This window comes from Microcoleus sp. D2_18a_D3, from assembly GCF_036702455.1.
Taxonomy (GTDB): domain Bacteria; phylum Cyanobacteriota; class Cyanobacteriia; order Cyanobacteriales; family Microcoleaceae; genus Microcoleus.
Genome location: NZ_JAUBTK010000001.1, coordinates 143,919 through 164,892, shown reverse-complemented (window position 1 = coordinate 164,892; position 20,974 = coordinate 143,919). Strand labels below are relative to the sequence as shown.

Below are 20,974 nucleotides of genomic sequence, written 5' to 3'. Positions count from 1 at the left end.
CAAATTTCGGGGTGGATTGCGGACTGTAAGCTTTTGCAAGAGGTCAATTAGGTCATAACTTCCCCCCTAGTTAACCGCACTCATAAATTCATAATCCTGTTTAAAGATTATGATGGTTGTGAGACGATGTATTAACGGATAACAACAGGAATCCCCTTGATTGCGAGGAACCAACGTGCAGCCAACAGACCCTAGCAAATTTACAGATCAAGCCTGGGAAGCCATTGTCAAATCCCAGGATGTAGCCCGCCGCTTTGCCAATCAGCAGCTAGAGGTTGAACATTTAGCCATCGCCCTTCTCGAACAGCAAGGGCAGGCCAACAGCATTCTCAGCAAAGCTGGAGTCGATGCCCCCCGCTTGGCCCAGCAGTTAGATGCTTTTGCCAAACGACAGCCCAGAGTTGCCAACGCTGACCAACTATACCTCGGTCGCGGCTTAGAAGTTATGTTAGATGTTGCCGAGGCCACCAGGGCGACTTGGCAAGATAATTTTATCGCCGTTGAACATTTATTAATTGGTTTAGTAGAAGACGAACGAGTCGGCCGCAGGTTGCTGACAAAAGGCGACGGGCCGCCGGGCCGCCCCGGTTACGATCGCAAACCCCCAGCCGGTACACTCGATCGACCAAAACTCGAAGAAGCCATCAAATCTTTCCGCGCCACTGCTAAAGCCCAAGAAAAAAATTCCGAAACGGGGAAAGGCAGCCGCAGCAACGCTAAAGCCCAAGATCAAGATGGGGAAGCTAACTCGGACGCCCTCAGCAAGTACGGCCGCGATTTGACAGAAGCCGCCAAAGCCGGCAAACTCGACCCAGTAATTGGCCGCGACGAGGAAATCCGCCGCGTGGTACAAGTTCTTTCCCGCCGCCAAAAAAACAATCCGGTGTTAATTGGCGATCCGGGAGTCGGAAAAACTGCGATCGCCGAAGGTTTAGCCCAGCGAATTGTCAACGGCGACGTACCGGAATCTTTGAAAAATCGCCAGCTATTTAGCCTCGACATGGGGAGTTTAATTGCTGGGGCAAAATTCCGGGGCGAATTTGAAGAACGATTGCGGTCTGTTCTGCGGGAAGTCATAGATTCCGACGGGCAAATTGTCCTATTTATTGACGAATTGCACACAGTTGTCGGCACCGGAGGCGGTGGCAGTTCCGGTTCGGGGATGGATGCGGGAAATTTGTTAAAACCCATGTTGGCGAGAGGCGAATTGCGCTGCATCGGCGCTACAACTCTCGACGAATTCCGCAAGAATATTGAAAAAGATCCTGCACTAGAACGTCGATTTCAACAAGTATTTGTCGGCGAACCCAGCGTGGAAGATACTGTTTCGATTTTGCGCGGATTGAAAGACCGTTACGAACGCCACCACGGGGTAAAAATTACGGATTCGGCCCTGGTAGCTGCTGCAACTCTGTCTTTTCGCTATATTTCCGATCGCTTTTTGCCGGACAAGGCGATCGACCTCGTAGATGAAGCGGCCGCCCACTTGAAAATGGAGATTACCTCTAAACCTGTGGAATTGGAAGGAATCGACCGCCGGGTGATGCAGTTGGAAATGGAAAAATTGTCGATCGAAGGCGAAGGAAAAGGTGCTCTAGCCCCTGGGCTCGGCTTCCGCGTCGAACGCATCACATCGGAGATTGACATCTTAAAAGTCAAGCAGGAAAAATTGTCTTCTCAGTGGTTGGGCGAAAAGCAGTTGTTGGATGCAATCAATAAATTGAAAGCAGAAGAAGACCAACTGCGAGTGCAAATCGAACAAGCAGAAAGGGCTTACGATTTGAATAAAGCCGCACAGTTAAAGTACGGCAAGTTGGAAACTGCGGTGCGCGATCGCGAAGCGAAAGAAGCGGAACTTTTGAAACAGCAAGCTCAAGGTTCTTCCCTGCTGCGGGAAAAAGTTACTGAGGGCGATATTGCGGAAATTGTCGCCAAATGGACGGGCATTCCGGTTAACCGATTGTTAGAATCCGAACGCCAAAAATTGCTGCAATTGGAAAAACACTTGCACCAAAAAGTCATCGGTCAAGAGGAAGCTGTAACAGCCGTGGCGGCGGCAATTCGGCGCGCTAGGGCGGGCATGAAAGACCCCGGAAGGCCGATCGGCTCTTTCTTGTTTATGGGCCCGACAGGCGTGGGAAAAACTGAGTTAGCCCGGGCGTTGGCGGAGTTTTTGTTTGACAGCGATGATGCGATCGTCCGCATCGATATGTCGGAATACATGGAGAAACACAGCGTTTCCCGGTTGGTAGGAGCTCCCCCCGGATACGTCGGTTACGATGAAGGGGGACAACTTTCCGAAGCAGTGCGGAGACATCCTTATTCGGTAGTGCTGTTTGACGAAGTGGAAAAAGCGCACCCGGACGTATTTAACATTTTGCTGCAAGTGTTGGATGACGGCAGAATTACCGATTCTCAAGGTCGAGTGGTTGACTTTAGAAATACCGTAATTGTGATGACTAGCAATATCGGCAGCGATCACATTTTAGACGTGTTTACTAAGAAGGAAAAAACCGTCAAAAAACCTGCTAGTCGGAAGCAGGAAACGAAAGATTTGTCAAGTCAAAAGACAGATTATAAAGTGGCTGCCGATGGTACTGTTGAGGTGTCGGCCGAGCGAGTCGATACTGCCGAGAAGAGTGAAAATGAAAATTTATTGACTCAAGAACGGGAGACAGACCAAGAGTACGAACAGATGTTAAAACGGGTGATGACAGCGCTGCGATCGCACTTCCGGCCGGAATTTCTCAATCGGGTGGACGAAATAATTTTGTTCCACACTTTGAGCAAGGTGGAACTGCGGCAAATAGTCAGTATCCAAGTGAAGCGGATCGAGCGTTTGTTGGCAGAGCAAAAAATCACTTTGGAACTGTCGGATGCGGCGAAAAACCATATCACAGATGTTGGTTACGATCCGGTTTACGGTGCTCGTCCCTTGAAACGCGCCATCCAGCGGGAGCTGGAAAACCCGCTGGCTAACAAGATTCTGGAAAATGCGTTTGTGGAGGGTGATACAATTGCGATCGACTGCGAAAATAACTCTTTGCAATTTCGCAAAAAAGATTCTCGCCCAGCGCTGACAGGTAACAGTTTGTAGTTGCCGAATAGTTTGGAACAGGCAAGATGCCTGTTCCACCAAAAATTAATCTTCTTTTGTCCCAGAAAGCCTGGTAGTTTAAAATCATGAAACAACTAACTAGAATCACTCTGAATCCAGAAGTAATGGGAGGAAAACCCTGCATTCGCGGCTTGCGAGTCACTGTGGGTACTATAGTCGGACTGATGGCATCGGGACACTTACCGTCAGGCATTTTGCAGGCTTATCCCTACCTGGAAGAAGCAGATATATATGAAGCACTTGCCTATGCAGCGTGGCGAGTTGAAGAAGTAGAAATTCCTCTCAAAATAGCGTGAAAATTTTGATTGATATGAACCTGTCACCTGAATGGACTGTCGTATTTACTAAATACGGAATAGAGTCTATTCATTGGTCTACAGTCGGCGATCCTCGTGCCACCGATCGCGTTATTATGGAGTGGGCGCGAGTAAATGACTATGCCGTATTCACTCATGATTTAGATTTTGGCGCACTGCTGGCCGCAACCCAAGCTGATGCTCCCAGTGTCATTCAAGTCCGTATTCAAGACGTGCTGCCTGCTAATATAGAGAGTTTGATTGTGGAAGTGTTCCATCAATTTGAGCCACAAATTGAGTCGGGGGCGTTCATTTCTGTGGATGAAACGCGCTCTAGGGTGAGAATTTTGCCGATTACACTTCGATAATTATTTATGGCCTGTTTCACAAAAATTAATCTGCTTGTGGAACAGGCATCTTGCCTGTAATTCAAAAATTAAGAACAGGCAAGATGCCTGTTGCACAAAAAATAAATCTGCTTGTGCAACAGGCATCTTGCCTGTTCTTGAAAATAGTCAAGCCTGCTACTTAATATTACGAATTGCTCATCGTGCGGCTGCCATAGGCGTCCATGCTGTAGGCGGGAACGCGAACGCGGTAATCAATTTCTGTTCCCGTCACTGATTTTGCCAGTTGTTCAAAAGATTCATCGTTCCAATTCCGCTCGTGGATAGGCTTTGACTGTTCGCCCAGGAAATATGCTTGAGTGCCAATTACTGAGGCCGCGACCCAACCGACGATTAAAAGAGCGATTACAATAGTCATTTTTGCTTTTTCCTTAACTTTTGTTGCTTTATGTAAACTAATGTAACGAAAGTTTGTAATAAACGTCAAGGTACTGTAAGGTCGTGGCAACCGTCCGGCAGGTAGTAAATACCGCACCTAATCCTGAGTCTGTAGGGTGTGCTTAGTGTCAACAAGGGCTCGATCCCCCCTAGCCAACCCCTACTCCCCTTAAGAAGAGGGGGGGACAAGAGTGTTCTCAAAGTCAACCCCTACTCCCATTATCAAGGGGGATTTAGGGGGATCTAGACTGGGCTACCAGCGAGAGATACAGAGGGGTTTCAGGCTTAAGTTGACACGCTTTGGTAGGGTGGGCACTACCGCGCATCGGTAGCTAGCACAGTACCCGGATTGTGAACTGTATCCGAAATAGCAAAACAGATTGTTGAGAGTTTATAGTTAAGAAATTATAAGTTTTGCGTTAATAAATTACGATTAAAAGTCTGCCGCTCGCATGAGGAATAGCGGCCAAATTATGAGTTATGATTTATCAGTTTGGATTGGAACTAACAAATCCCAATTACCAAATTTTAAGTACAAATTACTAATTGCCAATCATCGCTACAAATCATGCCAAACTCAATGTTAAATAACGACCCGTTGTGGTTCAAAGACGCGATTATTTACGAAGTACCAGTTCGCGCTTTTGCAGACAGCAATGCAGACGGGATCGGCGACTTTAGAGGACTGACAGAAAAACTGGATTACCTGCAAAACTTGGGAGTAACAGCAATTTGGGTACTGCCATTTTTTCCCTCGCCGCTCCGAGACGACGGCTACGATACATCTCACTATACTACCGTCAACCCGATTTACGGCACATTAGAGGACTTTAAAGACCTTTTAGAAGCAGCGCACCAGCGGGGAATTCGGGTCATTATTGAGTTAATTGTCAACCACACTTCCGACCAGCACGCTTGGTTTCAGCGAGCACGCCGCGCCCCGAAAGGCAGTAACGAAAGAGATTTTTATGTGTGGAGCGACACGCCGGAAAAATATCAAGAGGCTCGGATTATTTTCAAAGATTTTGAAACCTCTAATTGGGCTTGGGATGCGGTAGCAAAAGCTTATTACTGGCACCGTTTTTATTCCCACCAACCCGATTTGAATTACGACAATCCGGCCGTCCGCCAAGCCATCTTAGATGTGGTAGATTTCTGGTTGGCTCTGGGAGTAGACGGACTGCGAATGGATGCGGTGCCTTACCTTTACGAGCGCGAAGGTACTAACTGCGAAAACCTGCCAGAAACTCACGTATTCCTCAAGCACTTGCGGAAGCACGTAGATGAGAAATTCCCGAACCGGATGCTGCTTGCTGAGGCGAATCAGTGGCCGGAGGATGCGGTTGAATATTACGCGGCCGGCGATGAATGTCACATGAACTTTCATTTTCCGCTGATGCCGCGTTTATTTATGGCTTTGTATATGGAAGATAGCTTCCCAATTAGCGATATTCTCCAGCAAACTCCGCAGATTCCCAATAACTGTCAGTGGGCATTGTTTTTGCGGAATCACGATGAATTGACGCTGGAAATGGTGAGTGATGAAGACCGAGATTATATGTATCGGGTTTACGCTCAAGACACTCAGGCGAGAATTAATTTGGGCATCCGCCGCCGCTTGGCTCCTTTGATGGGAAATAACCGCCGCCGCATCGAGTTGATGAATGCTTTGCTGCTGTCTCTTCCGGGTACGCCGGTGCTTTACTACGGCGACGAAATTGGCATGGGAGACAATATCTATTTGGGCGATCGCAACGGGGTGAGAACTCCGATGCAGTGGAGTGGCGATCGCAATGCCGGTTTTAGTCGTGCTAACCCGCAGCGGCTGTACGCACCGCCAATTGTTGACCCTGAATATCACTACGAATCTGTTAACGTGGACGCGCAGCGGGCGAATCCGAGTTCTCTTTGGTGGTGGATGAAACGCCTGATTGCAATTCGGCAGCGTTTCCAAGCATTCGGCCGCGGAACTTGCGAGTTCCTGTACCCGGAAAACCGCAAAGTTTTAGCTTTTGTGCGGACTTATCAAGACGAACACATCCTCGTAGTGGCTAATTTGTCACGCTTCGTCCAGACGGCAGAATTAGACCTTGCGCCCTTTAAAGGTGCTGTTCCGGTGGAGATTTTCGGCCGCACTGAGTTTCCTGCCGTTGGGGAGCAGCCTTACTTTTTGTGCTTGAGTCCTCACACGTTTTACTGGTTTACTCTTACTGCTAAACACGAAGATTTTTTGTCGCACGGTCATCCTACAGACTTGCCGAGTTTGGCGGTGATAGGCAATTGGAAAACAGCTTTTGCTACAAGTCAGTTAAGCGATATGCTGCTCAATATTTTGCCGGGATACCTGCGGCGCAATCGCTGGTTTAGCGGTACAGACAGGACAATTCAATCATTAGAAATAAGTGATGTTGTACCGGTTGAATGTAAAGATAGTGCGGGGGAGCAATCTCAAGTTTACATTCTGTTCTTGCAGTTGAATTATACTGAAGGTATGCCGGAAACTTACGTTTTGCCTTTAGGGTGGGAAGAGATTAAAGGCGATGTGGACGATCGGGCGATCGCGCGCCTGCAATTCCCAGAAACCAACAAGGAAGTCGGGGTACTATTTGATGCTGCAGGGGACAAAGGTTTTCTGAGCGCGCTGCTGGGGACGATCGCCAATTCTCGCAGTTACAGAGGTGTTGCAGGTCAACTGCTAGGAATTGCCGACAGTGCATTCAAATCAGAAGAAGAGTTAGGGCAGCTCGAACCTCACCTGTTCAAAAAAGAACAAAGCAATACATCCGCAGGTTACGGCGACCGCTTCGTCCTGAAAATATTGCGAAAAATCGAGGAAGGAATTAACCCCGAATTAGAAATCGGACGCTTTTTAACAGAGGGCAACTCGATCCAACACTACGCTCCAATTGCCGGAGCATTGGAATATCACACACCAGCAAAACAAGTCCTTACAGTCGGAATCCTACAAAAATTAATCCCCGACAGCGTAGATGCTTGGTCTTATACATTAGACACGCTGCGCGACTATTTCGAGCAAGTAATGACAGTAGAAGCAAAGCATTCCGGCGAGAATTTATCTACTGCCCCCGAAAATTATTTGCCGAACGCTTTGACCGGACAAACCCAGCGGCAGCAAAACTCGCTAGTAGCCGATTTATCCCTAGAAATTCCGGCATTAGCTCGCGAACTCATCGGCTCTTACTTAGCATCAGCCGAACTTTTAGGTCAGCGGACAGCCGAACTTCACCTCGCTTTAGCTGCTGACACAGAAAATCCCGCTTTTGCCCCAGAAAGCTTTACCTCCTTTTACCAGCGTTCCATCTATCAATACATGAGAAATGTGGCCGGAAGAACTTTGCTGGAGCTGAAAAAACGGATGTCCAAACTGCCGCCAGAAATACAAAAATCGGCGCAAAAGCTGCTCAACCGCGAAGATTTGCTCATGGAACGTTTCAAGTCTATTTTGAACTTGAGAATCACGGCCGATAGAATTCGCTGTCACGGGGACTTTCATTTCGGGCAAGTTCTTTATACAGGCAAAGACTTCGTAATTATTGATTTCGGAGGAGAACGCGATCGACCCTTAAGCGAGCGGCGGATGAAGAGGTCGCCCCTGCGAGATGTTGCAGGAATGCTGCAATCTATAAGTTACGCTGTTACTTTGGCACTCCGCAATGAAGTAGAAAGTGGGATGATTCGCCCGGAAAATCTCCCGGAGATGCAGCAGTGGGCGAACGTTTGGCACCGCTGGGTCAGCCTTACTTTTGTTAAGAGCTATTTGGCAACAGCAGCCGATGCAGATTTCTTGCCCAAATCTATACCGGAACTACAAGTTTTGCTAGATGCTTACATTTTGGAAAAAGCGGTTGGCGAGCTAGCCTACGAACTTAATTACCGCTTGGATTGGGCGCACATTCCGCTTCAGCGGATTGTAGAATTGCTGAATTTATAAGGGCGGGTTTATCTATACTCGTTAGGGTGCGTGACTTTCTAGCCACTCAAGTGGCAGCCCGATTCTTGAGAGTCACGCACCTTACATCACGAAATCTGCTTTGATAACGATTTTCTCGGCGAAGAGAATTCGCTCCTATAAAAACAAAGTCCGTGCAACCCCAGACTAGAAGAAAGATGGTAAAAAACCGATTTCGTATTACTTAAAATAAAGAGCGGCTTGATACAAAACTTGTTCTTGATGCGTTAACAAAGTGCAGTCAGAAAGCGGGTAAGCCACACAAGTAACAGCGTAGCCAGCTTGCAATTCTGACGGCTTCAAAAACTTTTGTTCGCTTTGGTCGATTTCACCACTCAGCAGTTTGACAACGCAAGCAGAACACTCGCCTTGCTTGCATCCATTCGGCAAGCGGATGCCGGCATCTTCTGCCATATCTAGGATATACTGGTCGTCTGGTACTGCGATCGTGCGATCGAGCGCGAGAGCCTCATTCACCAACCGAACTTGATAAACTGCCATTTTTTCCTTCTTCCTCGCGAAAGGGCGGGTTTACGATGCTGTTAGTCCTAGCAAATATTTCGGGTAAAACCCGCCCCTACAACTAGAAAGGGCGGATTTATATCGTGTATATCTAGACAAGTGCTTCTTGATAATCGAGATTTTCATCTAGATAAATAGCCCGAATATCCTCCGGCAAGTTTGATTCTAAACTTTGATATCCTTTTTGCAGCAAAGCCTTTACCTGAGCCGGCGAAATAGCTTCGCCTTCTGCTTGCAAATAAGCTGCAATTCGAGTTTCGCTCCAGCGGAAAGTCTGAGCCATCAACACGACTAAACGCGGCAGGGGCGCTAACAATTCTAAGGCTTGTTTGACGTAACACCACAGGGGAGGCGGAGCCGATTGCAAAGAGTAGTGAATCGACTCAACAGGGGGCAATTCAGCTTGATTTATGCAGACTGCGGTGACATTAATCAGCCAGTTTTGGAGACTGAGATTTTCGCCATCAGACTCTTGGATTTCGCGGCGCAAATCGAGGCCTCGGAGTTCGTGATAGATGTGCAGCCAAGTGTGGGCAAACAGGTAATCGCCTTGTACGGGCGATCGTACGGAATGGCGAATCAGGGAGTGGACAATTTGAGCGTAGCGGCAAAAAATCGCCGTGAAGAAGCGACCCTGATCGGGATGGTTTTGAAACAGAGTCAATAATTCCTGGTCGCTGTGATGGAACAGGGATTTGACCACAGGATGGTTGAGTTCTGAAAAATTAGGTGTTTGCACAATTGTTCTGAAAAGGTTTGGAGAATAAATGCGGGTGCAGCCCGATTCTACACGATTTGTCGATCGATGTTCCAGAGTTGAGGCTGATTTTGTTGGGGCGATGTGCGATAGATATCAGGAGGGGTGCGATCGCGCTCAATAGCCTTAAACTTCATCTTGTCTGCCTTTCAAGATTGTTAAGACATATCCTGCACTTGTCGCTTACCTAAAAATTTGAATGATTCCAGGCAAGCGACAATTACTTTATTGTGATATAATAAGATAGTTGACAGATTAGTGATTCATCAATCTTTTTTTGAGATCGGCGTGGGAAAATAGCACTATTGGTGAATATTTAGTAAGTTACTTTGAGGGTTAAAGCTATGCTGATAAGTAATCCAGTGCAAGGTAAAGCGACTACCCCAGTTAGCTCTAGAACAATATATTCTAAGTTGACAACTATATATATTACTAAAAAACTCATCAAATTTGGAGATGTTGTATATCAATTTTGTAACGTTACTGGATTTAAAATAACTGAAGTTAATGTTATAAATACACCCGACGGGAAATATTTTATATTTTTTCTGATCGGCTGTTTTTTGACTTTTATCGGCTGTTTTTCGATTTTTATAAATATAAATTTTTGGGGAGCATTTTTATTTACGATTACAGTAGTAATTGTAATGCTAAACATTTTGCCAAAAAAACATGGACTGGAAGTATCTATGAATTCTGGTGAAAAGGCTGTATTTACGACAAACGATCTAAAGGGACTCAAAACAGTAATTGCAGAATTATCCAAATTCATCGAGAGTGAAAATGAAAGAGAAAATTGTGCCATCGATATTAACGCTCGAAAGATCACATTTGCAAGATATATCGAAAATCAGGCAAGAAGCTGGGCAGATTTTGGTTCTGCATCGTTATACGAACATCTTAATCAGCCAACCAAAACATACGAGACAAGTGCAAATTCGGAAGATGCGATCGCCCAAACGCTCGCCTGCATTCGAGAAGCCAACCTAGCAGGGAATTTAACCACCGAAGTTCCAGCAACATGGGCAACTATCCACCTGGCACAAGTAATAAAAAGTCAAGGATTAATCGCTAACTTCGAGTTAGTAGCCGACGCAACGAGCAAACATTTGCTCCTGCACCTCAATCCTAAAGGGAACAACAGTAGCACTGACAAAATTGCTGACAGTCAATTCGACTGGCTAAACCAGGAATTTCCAAAAGAGATACTTCCCTTACTGCAAGATTTGGAAAGTGAAGATCCTGCTGTTCGTGCTAAAGCTGTATTGTCCTTGGGAGAATTCTACCGTGAGCGAACAAAATGAGTTCACCGAGTCAAAAACCAGGACAATTCAATTGATATGTCATATTTTGGAAAACGATCCGTCTTCTCTCGTTCGCACTAACGCTGCTGAAGCTTTGGCTAAAATGGGTGCTGACAGCAAAGAGGCGATCGCTACTCTATATCAAGCTGCATTGGAAGATAGCGACCCAACTGTTCGGGCTAGTGCAGTCGCCGCCCTAGGAGAGATTTACAGAAATGCTATAATTTTTAATGTACTAAATCAAGCCATTAAAACTATGTCAGAGCGCAAAGTACAAATGAACTTTAACGCCCCCGTCACAGGTGCTGCTGGGAATGTTGAAGGTGATTTCATCAATAATCCACCTCAGAATTTAGTTGATGCAGCAGCAGAAATTCAGCAATTGCTGAATCAACTAGCTCTGATTACTCCAACTCTGACTCAAGCCGCTGTAGCTGAAGTAATTCAGCATGAAATCAAGGACAATCCGACCCTTAAACAGCGGTTGCGGAGTGCATTAAAAGCAGGTGGCATTGAGGCTTTGAAAGCAATCTTCAATCATCCGCTAGTCAGTGTTCCTATTGAAACTATTAAGGGTTGGATAGAAGCTGAATAATATTAAGCGCTCGCACTTTTTATATACCGAAAGCGGGAGTTATCACCCTTGAGCAGATCGAGGCTATCAACCGTGAAGCCCGCTAGGAAAACCACATCCTCCGCCCCCAGGAGTCTCAATGACAAACACATCCCCCGGCTGCATTTCCACAGTCGCCGTACTCCCCAAATCCTCAACTTTTCCCTCCACCGTTTCAACATAATTACGCCCAACTTTCCCCGCTTCACCCCCCTTCAAACCGCAAGGAGAAATCACCCGCCGCCCCGATAAAATTCCCGCCGTCATCGCCTCCCGAAACCGCACTCGCCGCACCACTCCATTACCGCCGCGATGACATCCATTCCCGCCGCTATTAGCCAGAATTTCAAAACTTTCCAACAACACCGGAAACCGCCATTCCAAAACTTCGGGATCGGTTAAACGCGAATTAGTCATGTGAGTTTGTACCGCATCAGTGCCGTCAAAATCTCCACCAGCACCCGAACCGCCGCAAATTGTTTCATAATATTGATAGCGCTGATTTCCAAAGGTAAAATTATTCATAGTTCCCTGAGAAGCCGCCATCACTCCCAAAGCACAATACAAAGCATCGGTAATATTCTGCGATGTTTCCACATTTCCGGCAACTACCGCCGCTGGATAGCGAGGATTCAGCATACAGCCTTCGGGATTGATGATTTCTAGAGGTTTCAAACAGCCCGCATTTAGAGGAATATCGTCATCTACCAACGTGCGGAAAACATACAAAACAGCGGCTTTGCACACGGCTGCGGGAGCATTAAAATTGTTGGTTTGTTGACCTGAAGTGCCAGTAAAATCTATTTTTGCACTGCGCGCCGATTTGTCAATTGTAATCGCTACCTTAATTTGTCCGCCACTATCCATCGGATAAGTAAATTCGCCATCACTCAAAACATCAATTACTCTGCGTACAGACTCCTCAGCATTGTCTTGTACGAAGCCCATATAAGCTTGCACAGTCTCTAATCTATAATGTTCTACCATCTTGAGCAGCTCTTCTGCGCCGCGCTTGTTAGCTGCAATTTGTGCTTGCAAATCGGCTATATTTTGAGCGGTATTGCGAACAGGAAAATTACCAGCTATCAGAATTTCTAGTAATTCTTTTTCTCGAAAAAGTCCCTCGCTTACTAACAGGAAATTGTCAAGCAATACGCCTTCTTCGGTTACTGTTGTACTGTTAGGAGGCATGGAACCGGGAGTGATGCCGCCGATGTCGGCGTGGTGTCCCCGCGAGGCAACATAAAACAAAGGAAGGGAGGAATCACGATCGAATACTGGAGTAATAACGGTGATATCGGGTAAATGCGTGCCGCCGTTGTAGGGATTGTTAGAAACATAAACATCGCCGGGTTGAATCGCATTGCCTTGTGCTAAAATTAAAGCTTCAACGCTTTCGCTCATCGATCCCAGATGTACGGGAATGTGCGGCGCGTTGGCAACTAATTGCCCGTTTTTGTCGAAAATTGCACAGGAAAAGTCGAGACGTTCTTTGATGTTGACTGATGAACTTGTGTTTTGCAATGTGACGCCCATTTGTTCCGCGATCGCCCGAAACAAATTATTAAAAATTTCCAGCAAAACCGGATCTGATTTAACCGCAGATAAACGCGAATGAACGCGGATATTATCTGCGTCCATCTGCGTGCATCTGCGGTTCAAAATTAAATCATTATTTTCGGTGATTTCCCCTTCCCAGCCCGGTTCTATGATATTAGTTCCCGTAGCTTCAACAATCATAGCAGGGCCTTCTATGCAGTCGCCCGATCGCAAATCATCTCTCTGATAAACAGGCGTTGCCCGCCAACCGCCAGCAACATAGGTTTGCACCGTTGAAATTGGTTGCACAGGCAAAATGCCCGTGCCACCAGAGGGGGAAATTGTGGATGCTTCCGGCACATCCATTCTTTCTACAACTTCCACCGAAACCGCTTCCACAATCAGCGGTTTTTCTGGCATAATAAAACTGTAACGCTGTCGGTGTGCTGCTTCAAATTCAGCCTGCATAACATCAATATTGTCAGCAAAATCAACCGCCAAAACCGAGTCAGTCCCCTGATATTTTAAACGCAACTTCCTAACAACTAAAATCTCTGACTCATTCTCTGTGTTCTCTGCGCCTCTGCGGTTCAATTCCCTCTTCCCCTCAGCCTCCAATGCAGTTAAAATATAATGCAAATCAGCTAATAATTCTGCATTTAATTGTTGCTCGATCGCCCTTTCGCGAATAGCCCGCACATCAGCCAAACCCATACCGTAAGCCGACAACACACCCGCATAAGGGTGAATAAATACCCGTTTCATCCCCAAAGCATCGGCGATCGCACAAGCGTGTTGACCGCCCGCACCGCCGAAACAGCACAATGTATACTCCGAAACATCGTAACCGCGCTGAAGCGAGATTTTTTTGACAGCATTTGCCATCTTTTCCACAGCGATCGCCAAAAAACCCTCCGCCACCTGTTCCGCCGTCCTCTCGCCCCCAATTTCCCCCGCTAATTGCCCAAATTTTTGCTTTACTACGTCAGGGGCGATCGGCAAATCTCCATTCAATCCAAATACTTTCGGGAAAAAATCCGGTTGAATTTTCCCCAACATCACATTGCAATCAGTCACCGTCAAGGGGCCGCCTTTGCGGTAGCAAGCAGGCCCAGGATTCGCCCCTGCAGACTCCGGCCCGACGCGGTAGCGAGCCCCGTCAAAAAAGACAATTGAACCGCCGCCGGCTGCTACAGTGTGAATTGCCATCACGGGCGATCGCAATCTCACCCCAGCAATTTCCGTCTCAAATTCGCGTTCGTATTCGCCGTTAAAATGGGCAACATCTGTGGAAGTTCCGCCCATATCAAAGGTAATAATTTTATCAAAACCTGCCTTTTTGCTCGTTTGAACTGCGCCGACAATTCCCCCAGCAGGCCCGGATAAAATACTGTTTTTTCCTTGGAATTGTGCCGCGTCCACTAAGCCGCCATTCGATTGCATGAACATTAATTTGGGGGGCGGGGAGGGCGAGGAGGAGGAGGGCGGGCACGGGGGCACCGCCCCTACAGATAATTGACTGGTTACTTGTTCGACATAACGCCGCAAAATCGGAGACAAATAAGCATCGACAACCGCAGTATCTCCCCGCGAAACTAATTTCATCAGCGGGCTAACTTCGTGAGATACTGAAATTTGAGTAAAGCCAATTTCTTTCGCTATTTTAGCAACTTGTTTTTCGTGTTCCGAGTAGCGGTAGCCGTGCATGAATACGATCGCACAACTGCGAATTCCCTCATCGTATGCTTGCTGCAAACACGGGATAAATTCTGGATTGACAGCAGATAACTCCTCACCTTGAGCGCTGTAGCGTTCCGCAACTTCAATAACTCGATCGTACAGCATCTGGGGCAAGACAATGTGGCGGGCGAAAATATTCGGGCGGTTTTGATAGCCAATTCTCAGCGCATCGCGGAAACCTTTGGTGATTAACAGAATTGTGCGATCGCCCTTTCGTTCCAGCAAAGCATTTGTCGCCACCGTCGTCCCCATTTTAATCGCTTCAATTTCGGCGGCGGGTATCGCTGCGCCGGCGGGAATTCTCAAAATATCGCGAATTCCTTGGACTGCGGCGTCGGTGTAGCGTTCCGGGTTTTCCGACAGCAGCTTGTGAATGACTAATTTACCGTCGGGGCTGTTGGCGACAATATCGGTAAAAGTGCCGCCGCGATCGATCCAAAATTGCCAGCGAGTGCGATCGGGATAAGTAGGATTCATATCTCTTTTTGTTCAAATTTTTGCTTGACTAATTTACAAGTATTCAACAAACTTTTGTTCGAGTCAATTCATAAAACTCATAACTTCTGGTCATAAAAGTCATAATTTCTGGTCGCTCAAACTAGCAGGCGATCGATCGTGTTAATTATAGATGTCGAATGCCCTTGACTAACCCCTGACAAACACCAGCCAGAAAATCCAAATCCAAAGTCTCAATCCTATCGCTTTCTCGATGATAATGAGGATTTCGCATATTAGCAGTATCAGTCACCATAATAGCGGGATAACCATTATCCCAAAAAGGAACATGATCGCTGCGGCGAGTATCGGGGACAATTAAACCTCGATTCGGCACCGGCAGCCACTCGCAGGGCTGACCCGATTTGCGAATTTTGCCGCTCAAATTAATCAAATGGGGAACCGTCCGCAAAGTGCCAATTAAAGCAATAAAATTACCACTATTTGGATAAAAATTTTTCAAGCCAGCCGGATAGCTTTGAGAATTAGGATTGTGGTTGCAATAACCCAACATTTCCAAAGAAATCATTAACCGGATTGACTTTTGCTGTTGCTTGTATTTAGCTGCATGATGACTGCTTCCCAAATAACCGTATTCTTCCATATCGAAGGCGACTAATTGCACTGGATATTTGAGCGGCGCAGATGCGATATCCCGTGCGAGTTCCAGCAAAACAGCAACACCAGTAGCATTATCATCGGCCCCAGGCGATCCGGGTACAGTATCGTAATGAGCACCAATTACGATCGGCGGCAAGCCCTGTTTACTCGCCTTTTCGGAGGGGGGTAAATCCAAAATCAAATTGTGATGAATTCGCCCGCGCACCGAAAAATCGTCAATTTCTACAGTTCCCCACTGTGCCAACTGTTCGCGGATGTATTGCTGAGCATAAAAATGCCCTTCGGATGCGAGGTATGGGTTGCGATCGCGTACAATTTGAATCAGATGGCTGTGCAAGCGTTCTTTGAGATTCATGCGATCGGAGATACAATGAGTACACTAAGATTATATGGGATTGAATTATGATTGGAGAAGTCAGAATCGAAAATTATAAGTCCATTCAAAAGCTGAAGCTAGAATTAGGACGAGTAACTGTATTGATCGGTGAAAATGGCTGCGGCAAGAGCAATATCCTAGAGGCGATTGCCCTTGCTTCTGCTGCTGCTAATTATAAGCTTGATAACGAGTTCTTAGCTGCACGGGGCATCAGAGTTACTGAACCTCAATTTATGCGATCTGCTTTTGAAAAAGAAAATTTAGTTAAAAATATCAAAATTGAGTTAAAAGCAAATAAGGAACAACAATTCCGTTGTATTTTACAAAATAATAATGCTCCTTATTCTCAGTGGATGACTAAAAACTTTTGGGGCAACAATGAAACCTCTACAGAGAATATTCTTAATTTTTTTACTCAGAAATACGGAGGGCAAGACAGACTTCTATCAATTTTAAAAAACACAACGGAACTACCAGAACAAGATGTATCAAAATTGAACCAGGATATAGACTTATTTATCCAAATACTTCCCTTAAATCTATTTATAGTTTACTCTCCTGAAAATCCAGCTTTACGAACATTTGAAAAAGAAGGCCAAATTCAACCGTTAGGCATTAACGGCGAAGGCTTGTTTAAACTTATTAATTTTTTGAGTTTAGATGAAAACCCATATAAATTTAATGAAATTAAAAACAAGCTGCGCTTGATAGATTGGTTTGAAGATTTTGAAATTCCTCATAATTTAGCAGCAAGGCAAACTTCTATCCAAATCACAGATAGGTACTTAGATACTGATGTAAGTTATTTCGACCAAAGAAGCTCTAATGAAGGCTTTTTGTTTTTACTCTTTTACTTTACCTTGTTCGTAAGTGAACTGACACCTAAATTTTTTGCAATAGATAACATTGACGCTTCTCTCAATCCCAGATTGTGCCGCCGATTAATGCAAGAATTAGTCGAATTAGCAAAAAAACACGACAAACAAGTCATTTTTACCACTCACAACCCGGCAGTTTTGGACGGTTTGGATTTAGATGATGACGAACAGCGGCTGCTTGTGATTTCCCGGAACCAATTAGGTTATACTACAGCTAAACGCATTCTCAAACCTAAACCTTTGGAGGGACAAGAACCTGTGAAATTATCAGAGGCATTTTTGAGAGGCTATATCGGCGGACTTCCTAAAAATTTTTAATATGATTAGTTTTGGATTGATTACAGAGGGACTTACTGACCAAATTGTAATTGAGAATATTTTAGCTGGATATTTCAAGAGTCTCGATCTAGATGTCGAACCACTTCAACCAGAAAGAGATAAAGACAATCAGAATAAATCTAAATACGGCGGTTGGACTCTAGTTTTTGATTATTGCAAGTCAAAAGATTTTCGAGAATCATTTCAATTTATTGACTATATCATTATTCAAATAGATACTGATGTTTCAGAAGATTATAATATCGCTCACCAAGATGAAAATGGTGAGTTTACTCCTCAGCAGTTGAGTGCAAAAGTTCTTGAGAAATTTAGAGACGCGATTGGTGAGGATTTTTACAACACCAATCAACAGAAGATAATTTTTGCAATATCTGTACATTCTATTGAGTGTTGGTTGCTCCCACTGTATTATACAGAGAAACAGAAAAAAGCTAAATGCAAAAACTGTCTTAATACGTTAAATGATGAGCTTTCCAAGCAACACAAATTTACAATTGACAAAAATGCTAAAAATCCTGAATATTATCGAGAGATTGCCAAACAATATGGCAAGCATAAAGTTTTAATGAAGCATTACCAACATAATCCTAGTCTGAAAATTTTTATAGAAGAGATTGAGACTAGAAATATTCAAATTATTGAAGAGGATGACTGGTAACGATGCAGATTTTCATGCCGTATAATAGAGACAAAACTTAGGAGATTACTATGCAGGCCTACAAACTGAGAGGTAAAATCGATGCAACTGGCAACTTGGTAGTTTTGGAATCCGTGGATATGCCACCCGGAGATGTCGAAATCATCGTTTGGCCAGTGACTGATGCGGTTACACTAGCTAGCGAGTCGAAAAGTGCGATACCTGAGACACCTCAGACAAAGTTTAAAACTAGAGTGAAGGCATTTCAAGCTTTGTTTGAGCGAGATGCTGTACCCGAACCGCTAGATTTTGACGATCCCGACAAACAAGCAAAATGGGAATATTTGAACGAGAAACATAACTTGTGAAAGTCCTCATAGACACCAATGTGATAGTAGATGTTGCGCTTGAGCGAGAACCTTTCTATGCTGAGAGCGATCGCATTTTAACTTTTGTTGAAAAAGGCCAAATTCAAGGCTATGTTTCTGCCTCAACTTTTAGCGACCTTTACTATATCATTCGCCGAGACAAAGGTCGTGATTGGACACTTGAGTTTTTGCGGCAGTTAGCCACATTTTGTCAAGTAGGAACAGTAGATAACTCTGTTATTTCAATGGCATTAAGTTGCAACTTCAAGGATTTTGAAGATGCGATTCAGTACAGCACTGCTGCAATCAATCGGATTGATGCCATTGTCACCCGCAACCCGCGAGATTTTCCGGTTACTACTCCTAGGATTGTAACTCCCAATCAGTTAATTCAAGAATTAACCAATTCTCCCTAAATTTCTCAAAGCATTAAACTTCTGATTCCAATTCGCTAACCCGCAACTGCACGGGTAATTCTACAGAATTCAACTCAGACGACTCTAACAATCCTGTTGCTTCAACTTCTGCACTCGCTTCGCCGTGCCGCACTTTGTTCAATTTCTCAGCCAAAGTATCCCGCTGGTTAATCAAATAAATACTCACCAAAGTCAGCCCAACTCCCATCGATTGCAGCGGATTCAACACTTCGCCCAAGAACAAATTGCCGAACAGCAAAGCAAAAACAGGCGTAAGAAAGGTAAGAGAACTTAAACTGGTTAGACTCCCGGTAGAAGCAAAATAAAAGAATAAACCGTAGGCGATCGCACTTCCGAACACAGTAGAATAACCTAACGCCATCCAGCCCGAAAAATCGATATTCACAAACTGTTCGGACTCAGTTGCAGCCGAAATTGCCAACAGTGGCAAACCGCCCAAAATCATGTGCCAACCAGTCGCCACCACCGGGTCAACATAACGGCAAACCCAGCGCACCAAAACCGTACCCACAGCCATCGACAAAGCAGCCAACAGCATCAACCATTCTCCACCCTGAAACAACTGTTCGATACCCGCAGAAACCTGCCTGTTTTCAGGATGAAAAAGCCCCACAATCCAGCCATCGGGCAACCCAATTAAACTAATCCCAGCAACGCCAATCACTAATCCCAACCAGCCCCAAAAACCAATTTTTTCTTGAAATAGCCACAAACATAAAATCGCCACAGCTAGCGGTTGAGAATCAATCATCACCGAACCCAAACCCGCACCGGTTCTCGCCAAACCTTCAGCTAAAAAGCCTTGAAACAAAGTAGCGTCAACCAAAGCAAACAGCGAAATCCACAGCCAAGCTTTCCAACCCTGCGGCTGCGGTTTTCCCATGAATGCCGCGGCCAGCAGCACCAACACGCCGGCAGGTACTAAACGCACGAATGCCACAAACAGCGGCGTTGTGTGCGGCATCACGCCCTTCATGGCTACCATCGCGGTTCCCCACAGGAAAAACGGCGCAATTAGCAACAGGGGGGCAAAAGGCAATTTTGAATCGGTAAGTTTTAACTGCATGGCGGAGACTCCAAATAATTGATGAGAGTGGCTCTCATGAGAATGATGTAGATTTGTTAAGCAATTTTTACAATTATATATCGCTGTTGAGTTAAATTCGATCGCACCAACCTCGGCAATTATGAACAGGCCGAAAAGCCTGTTGCGAACACAGGCACAACATCTACCCCGATGAATAAGGCACACTATAAGAAGTTAGCTACAAAAATCCGTAACATTGCCTGTACACTGCCCATGATTTGGCCATTCAAGCCCCGCTACCGCAAACAAATCGCCCGTATCGAAATCACCGGCGCCATTGCCGGAGAAACCCGCAAACGAGTCCTAGAAGCTCTCAAAACCGTTGAAGAACGCCAATTTCCAGCCTTGCTGCTGCGGATAGACAGCCCCGGCGGCACTGTCGGCGATTCCCAGGAAATTTACAGCGCACTCAAGCGTTTGCGCGAAAAAGTCAAAATTGTTGCCAGTTTTGGCAATATTTCAGCTTCTGGCGGAGTTTACATCGGCATGGGAGCCTCGCATATCATTGCTAATCCGGGTACAATTACCGGCAGCATTGGCGTGATTATCCGGGGCAACAATTTAGAACGGCTGTTAGAAAAAGTAGGCGTTTCTTTTCAGGTGATTAAATCGGGGCCGTATAAAGATATCTTGGCATTCGATCGAGAATTGACAGATCCTGAACAGCAAATTCTGCAAGACTTGATCGACACCAGCTACCAGCAATTCGTGGAAACCGTTGCTGATGCCCGGAAATTGGCTGTTGAAAAAGTCAAAAGTTTTGCAGACGGTCGGGTTTTTACCGGTCAGCAAGCCTTAGAATTGGGTTTGGTCGATCAACTGGGAACAGAAGAGGACGCTCGCCGCCTTGCCGCCGAACTCGCAGGCCTCGACCCGGAAAAAACCGAGTCTTGCACCCTAGAAAAACAAAAACCTTTCCTAAATCGCGTCTTGGGGAGTAGTCTGGATATATCTGGGCTTTCAGCTTACAATAATTTGCTGGAATTCGAGCTTTCTACTAGCGGTTTGCCGCTGTGGATGTATCGCCCGTGATTAAATAGTCAGTTGGCACTTGGCAGTAGTCAGTTGACAGTGGTAATTGGTAATTAGTAA

Annotated in this window: 17 protein-coding genes; 11 read left to right on the top strand and 6 right to left on the bottom strand. The window is 45.6% G+C overall.

Features of this window, described 5'->3' with window-relative positions:
* Positions 1–175: 175 nt before the first annotated feature.
* The 3 genes from QUB06_RS00785 (at position 176) to QUB06_RS00775 (ending at position 3,782) form a co-directional block, all read left to right on the top strand.
* Positions 176–3,097 (top strand): AAA family ATPase, encoded by a 2,922-nt coding sequence (locus QUB06_RS00785; RefSeq protein ID WP_333433811.1) that lies wholly within the window; start codon positions 176–178, stop codon positions 3,095–3,097.
* Positions 3,098–3,183: 86 nt separating this feature from the next.
* Positions 3,184–3,414: a DUF433 domain-containing protein gene (locus tag QUB06_RS00780; RefSeq protein ID WP_332947108.1), complete on the top strand. Its 231-nt coding sequence runs from the start codon at positions 3,184–3,186 to the stop codon at positions 3,412–3,414.
* Positions 3,411–3,782 (top strand): DUF5615 family PIN-like protein, encoded by a 372-nt coding sequence (locus QUB06_RS00775; RefSeq protein ID WP_333433810.1) that lies wholly within the window; start codon positions 3,411–3,413, stop codon positions 3,780–3,782. Before QUB06_RS00780 ends, QUB06_RS00775 begins: the two co-directional genes overlap by 4 nt.
* Before the next feature lie 166 nt (positions 3,783–3,948).
* On the opposite strand, the gene QUB06_RS00770 is transcribed toward QUB06_RS00775, so the two are convergent.
* Positions 3,949–4,179 (bottom strand): photosystem II protein, Psb35-related, encoded by a 231-nt coding sequence (locus tag QUB06_RS00770; RefSeq protein ID WP_006634333.1) that lies wholly within the window; start codon positions 4,177–4,179, stop codon positions 3,949–3,951.
* A gap of 588 nt (positions 4,180–4,767) precedes the next feature.
* Here QUB06_RS00770 and treS point away from each other — a divergent pair.
* Entirely contained in the window at positions 4,768–8,151 is a 3,384-nt protein-coding gene (gene treS / locus QUB06_RS00765) for a maltose alpha-D-glucosyltransferase (RefSeq protein WP_333433809.1), read from the top strand.
* 198 nt (positions 8,152–8,349) lie between these two features.
* Here treS and QUB06_RS00760 read toward each other — a convergent pair whose 3' ends face one another.
* Both QUB06_RS00760 and QUB06_RS00755 read right to left on the bottom strand, forming a co-directional pair.
* A complete protein-coding gene (locus QUB06_RS00760; RefSeq protein ID WP_333046751.1) occupies positions 8,350–8,670 on the bottom strand; it encodes a 2Fe-2S iron-sulfur cluster-binding protein in 321 nt (106 codons plus the stop codon).
* 112 nt (positions 8,671–8,782) lie between these two features.
* On the bottom strand, positions 8,783–9,430 hold the full coding sequence (locus tag QUB06_RS00755; protein ID WP_333155212.1) for a sigma-70 family RNA polymerase sigma factor: 648 nt from the start codon (positions 9,428–9,430) through the stop codon (positions 8,783–8,785).
* A gap of 362 nt (positions 9,431–9,792) precedes the next feature.
* On the opposite strand from QUB06_RS00755, the gene rpsH reads away from it, so the two are divergent.
* Positions 9,793–10,752 (top strand): 30S ribosomal protein S8, encoded by a 960-nt coding sequence (rpsH, locus tag QUB06_RS00750; protein ID WP_333433808.1) that lies wholly within the window; start codon positions 9,793–9,795, stop codon positions 10,750–10,752.
* On the top strand, positions 10,736–11,347 hold the full coding sequence (locus QUB06_RS00745; RefSeq protein ID WP_333433807.1) for a HEAT repeat domain-containing protein: 612 nt from the start codon (positions 10,736–10,738) through the stop codon (positions 11,345–11,347). The genes rpsH and QUB06_RS00745 overlap by 17 nt, the downstream gene beginning before the upstream one ends.
* 66 nt (positions 11,348–11,413) lie before the next feature.
* Here QUB06_RS00745 and QUB06_RS00740 read toward each other — a convergent pair whose 3' ends face one another.
* Positions 11,414–15,121, bottom strand: coding sequence for a hydantoinase B/oxoprolinase family protein (locus QUB06_RS00740; protein ID WP_333433806.1), 3,708 nt, complete (start codon positions 15,119–15,121; stop codon positions 11,414–11,416).
* A 145-nt stretch (positions 15,122–15,266) separates the two neighbouring features.
* Positions 15,267–16,115 (bottom strand): M28 family peptidase, encoded by an 849-nt coding sequence (locus QUB06_RS00735; protein WP_333433805.1) that lies wholly within the window; start codon positions 16,113–16,115, stop codon positions 15,267–15,269.
* Between the two features lie 47 nt (positions 16,116–16,162).
* Here QUB06_RS00735 and QUB06_RS00730 point away from each other — a divergent pair, with 47 nt between their 5' ends.
* From QUB06_RS00730 to QUB06_RS00715, 4 genes are read left to right on the top strand one after another with little or no spacing between them, the layout of a single operon-like run.
* Complete coding sequence (locus tag QUB06_RS00730) at positions 16,163–17,332, top strand: AAA family ATPase (RefSeq protein ID WP_333433804.1); 1,170 nt, start codon at positions 16,163–16,165, stop codon at positions 17,330–17,332.
* Position 17,333: 1 nt separating this feature from the next.
* Positions 17,334–18,011: a phage tail protein gene (locus tag QUB06_RS00725; protein WP_333433803.1), complete on the top strand. Its 678-nt coding sequence runs from the start codon at positions 17,334–17,336 to the stop codon at positions 18,009–18,011.
* A gap of 50 nt (positions 18,012–18,061) precedes the next feature.
* A complete protein-coding gene (locus QUB06_RS00720; RefSeq protein WP_333433802.1) occupies positions 18,062–18,358 on the top strand; it encodes a hypothetical protein in 297 nt (98 codons plus the stop codon).
* Positions 18,355–18,774, top strand: a complete 420-nt coding sequence (locus QUB06_RS00715; protein ID WP_333433801.1) for a PIN domain-containing protein — start codon at positions 18,355–18,357, stop codon at positions 18,772–18,774. The genes QUB06_RS00720 and QUB06_RS00715 overlap by 4 nt, the downstream gene beginning before the upstream one ends.
* 13 nt (positions 18,775–18,787) lie before the next feature.
* On the opposite strand, the gene QUB06_RS00710 is transcribed toward QUB06_RS00715, so the two are convergent.
* The gene (locus tag QUB06_RS00710; protein WP_333433800.1) at positions 18,788–19,861 is read right to left on the bottom strand and encodes a DMT family transporter; all 1,074 of its coding nucleotides are present in this window, start codon (positions 19,859–19,861) and stop codon (positions 18,788–18,790) included.
* A gap of 234 nt (positions 19,862–20,095) precedes the next feature.
* On the opposite strand from QUB06_RS00710, the gene sppA reads away from it, so the two are divergent.
* Positions 20,096–20,914 (top strand): signal peptide peptidase SppA, encoded by an 819-nt coding sequence (gene sppA, locus QUB06_RS00705; protein WP_333433920.1) that lies wholly within the window; start codon positions 20,096–20,098, stop codon positions 20,912–20,914.
* Positions 20,915–20,974: the final 60 nt, after the last annotated feature.

What these genes read in the sequence shown, in the direction of transcription:
- QUB06_RS00780 (WP_332947108.1), top strand. Translation starts at nt 3,184, where the DNA reads ATGAAACAACTAACTAGAATCACTCTGAATCCAGAAGTAATGGGAGGA.
- QUB06_RS00770 (WP_006634333.1), bottom strand. Translation starts at nt 4,179, where the DNA reads ATGACTATTGTAATCGCTCTTTTAATCGTCGGTTGGGTCGCGGCCTCA.
- treS (WP_333433809.1), top strand. Translation starts at nt 4,768, where the DNA reads ATGCCAAACTCAATGTTAAATAACGACCCGTTGTGGTTCAAAGACGCG.
- QUB06_RS00760 (WP_333046751.1), bottom strand. Translation starts at nt 8,670, where the DNA reads ATGGCAGTTTATCAAGTTCGGTTGGTGAATGAGGCTCTCGCGCTCGAT.
- rpsH (WP_333433808.1), top strand. Translation starts at nt 9,793, where the DNA reads ATGCTGATAAGTAATCCAGTGCAAGGTAAAGCGACTACCCCAGTTAGC.
- QUB06_RS00740 (WP_333433806.1), bottom strand. Translation starts at nt 15,121, where the DNA reads ATGAATCCTACTTATCCCGATCGCACTCGCTGGCAATTTTGGATCGAT.
- QUB06_RS00735 (WP_333433805.1), bottom strand. Translation starts at nt 16,115, where the DNA reads ATGAATCTCAAAGAACGCTTGCACAGCCATCTGATTCAAATTGTACGC.
- QUB06_RS00730 (WP_333433804.1), top strand. Translation starts at nt 16,163, where the DNA reads ATGATTGGAGAAGTCAGAATCGAAAATTATAAGTCCATTCAAAAGCTG.
- QUB06_RS00725 (WP_333433803.1), top strand. Translation starts at nt 17,334, where the DNA reads ATGATTAGTTTTGGATTGATTACAGAGGGACTTACTGACCAAATTGTA.
- QUB06_RS00720 (WP_333433802.1), top strand. Translation starts at nt 18,062, where the DNA reads ATGCAGGCCTACAAACTGAGAGGTAAAATCGATGCAACTGGCAACTTG.
- QUB06_RS00710 (WP_333433800.1), bottom strand. Translation starts at nt 19,861, where the DNA reads ATGCAGTTAAAACTTACCGATTCAAAATTGCCTTTTGCCCCCCTGTTG.
- sppA (WP_333433920.1), top strand. Translation starts at nt 20,096, where the DNA reads ATGATTTGGCCATTCAAGCCCCGCTACCGCAAACAAATCGCCCGTATC.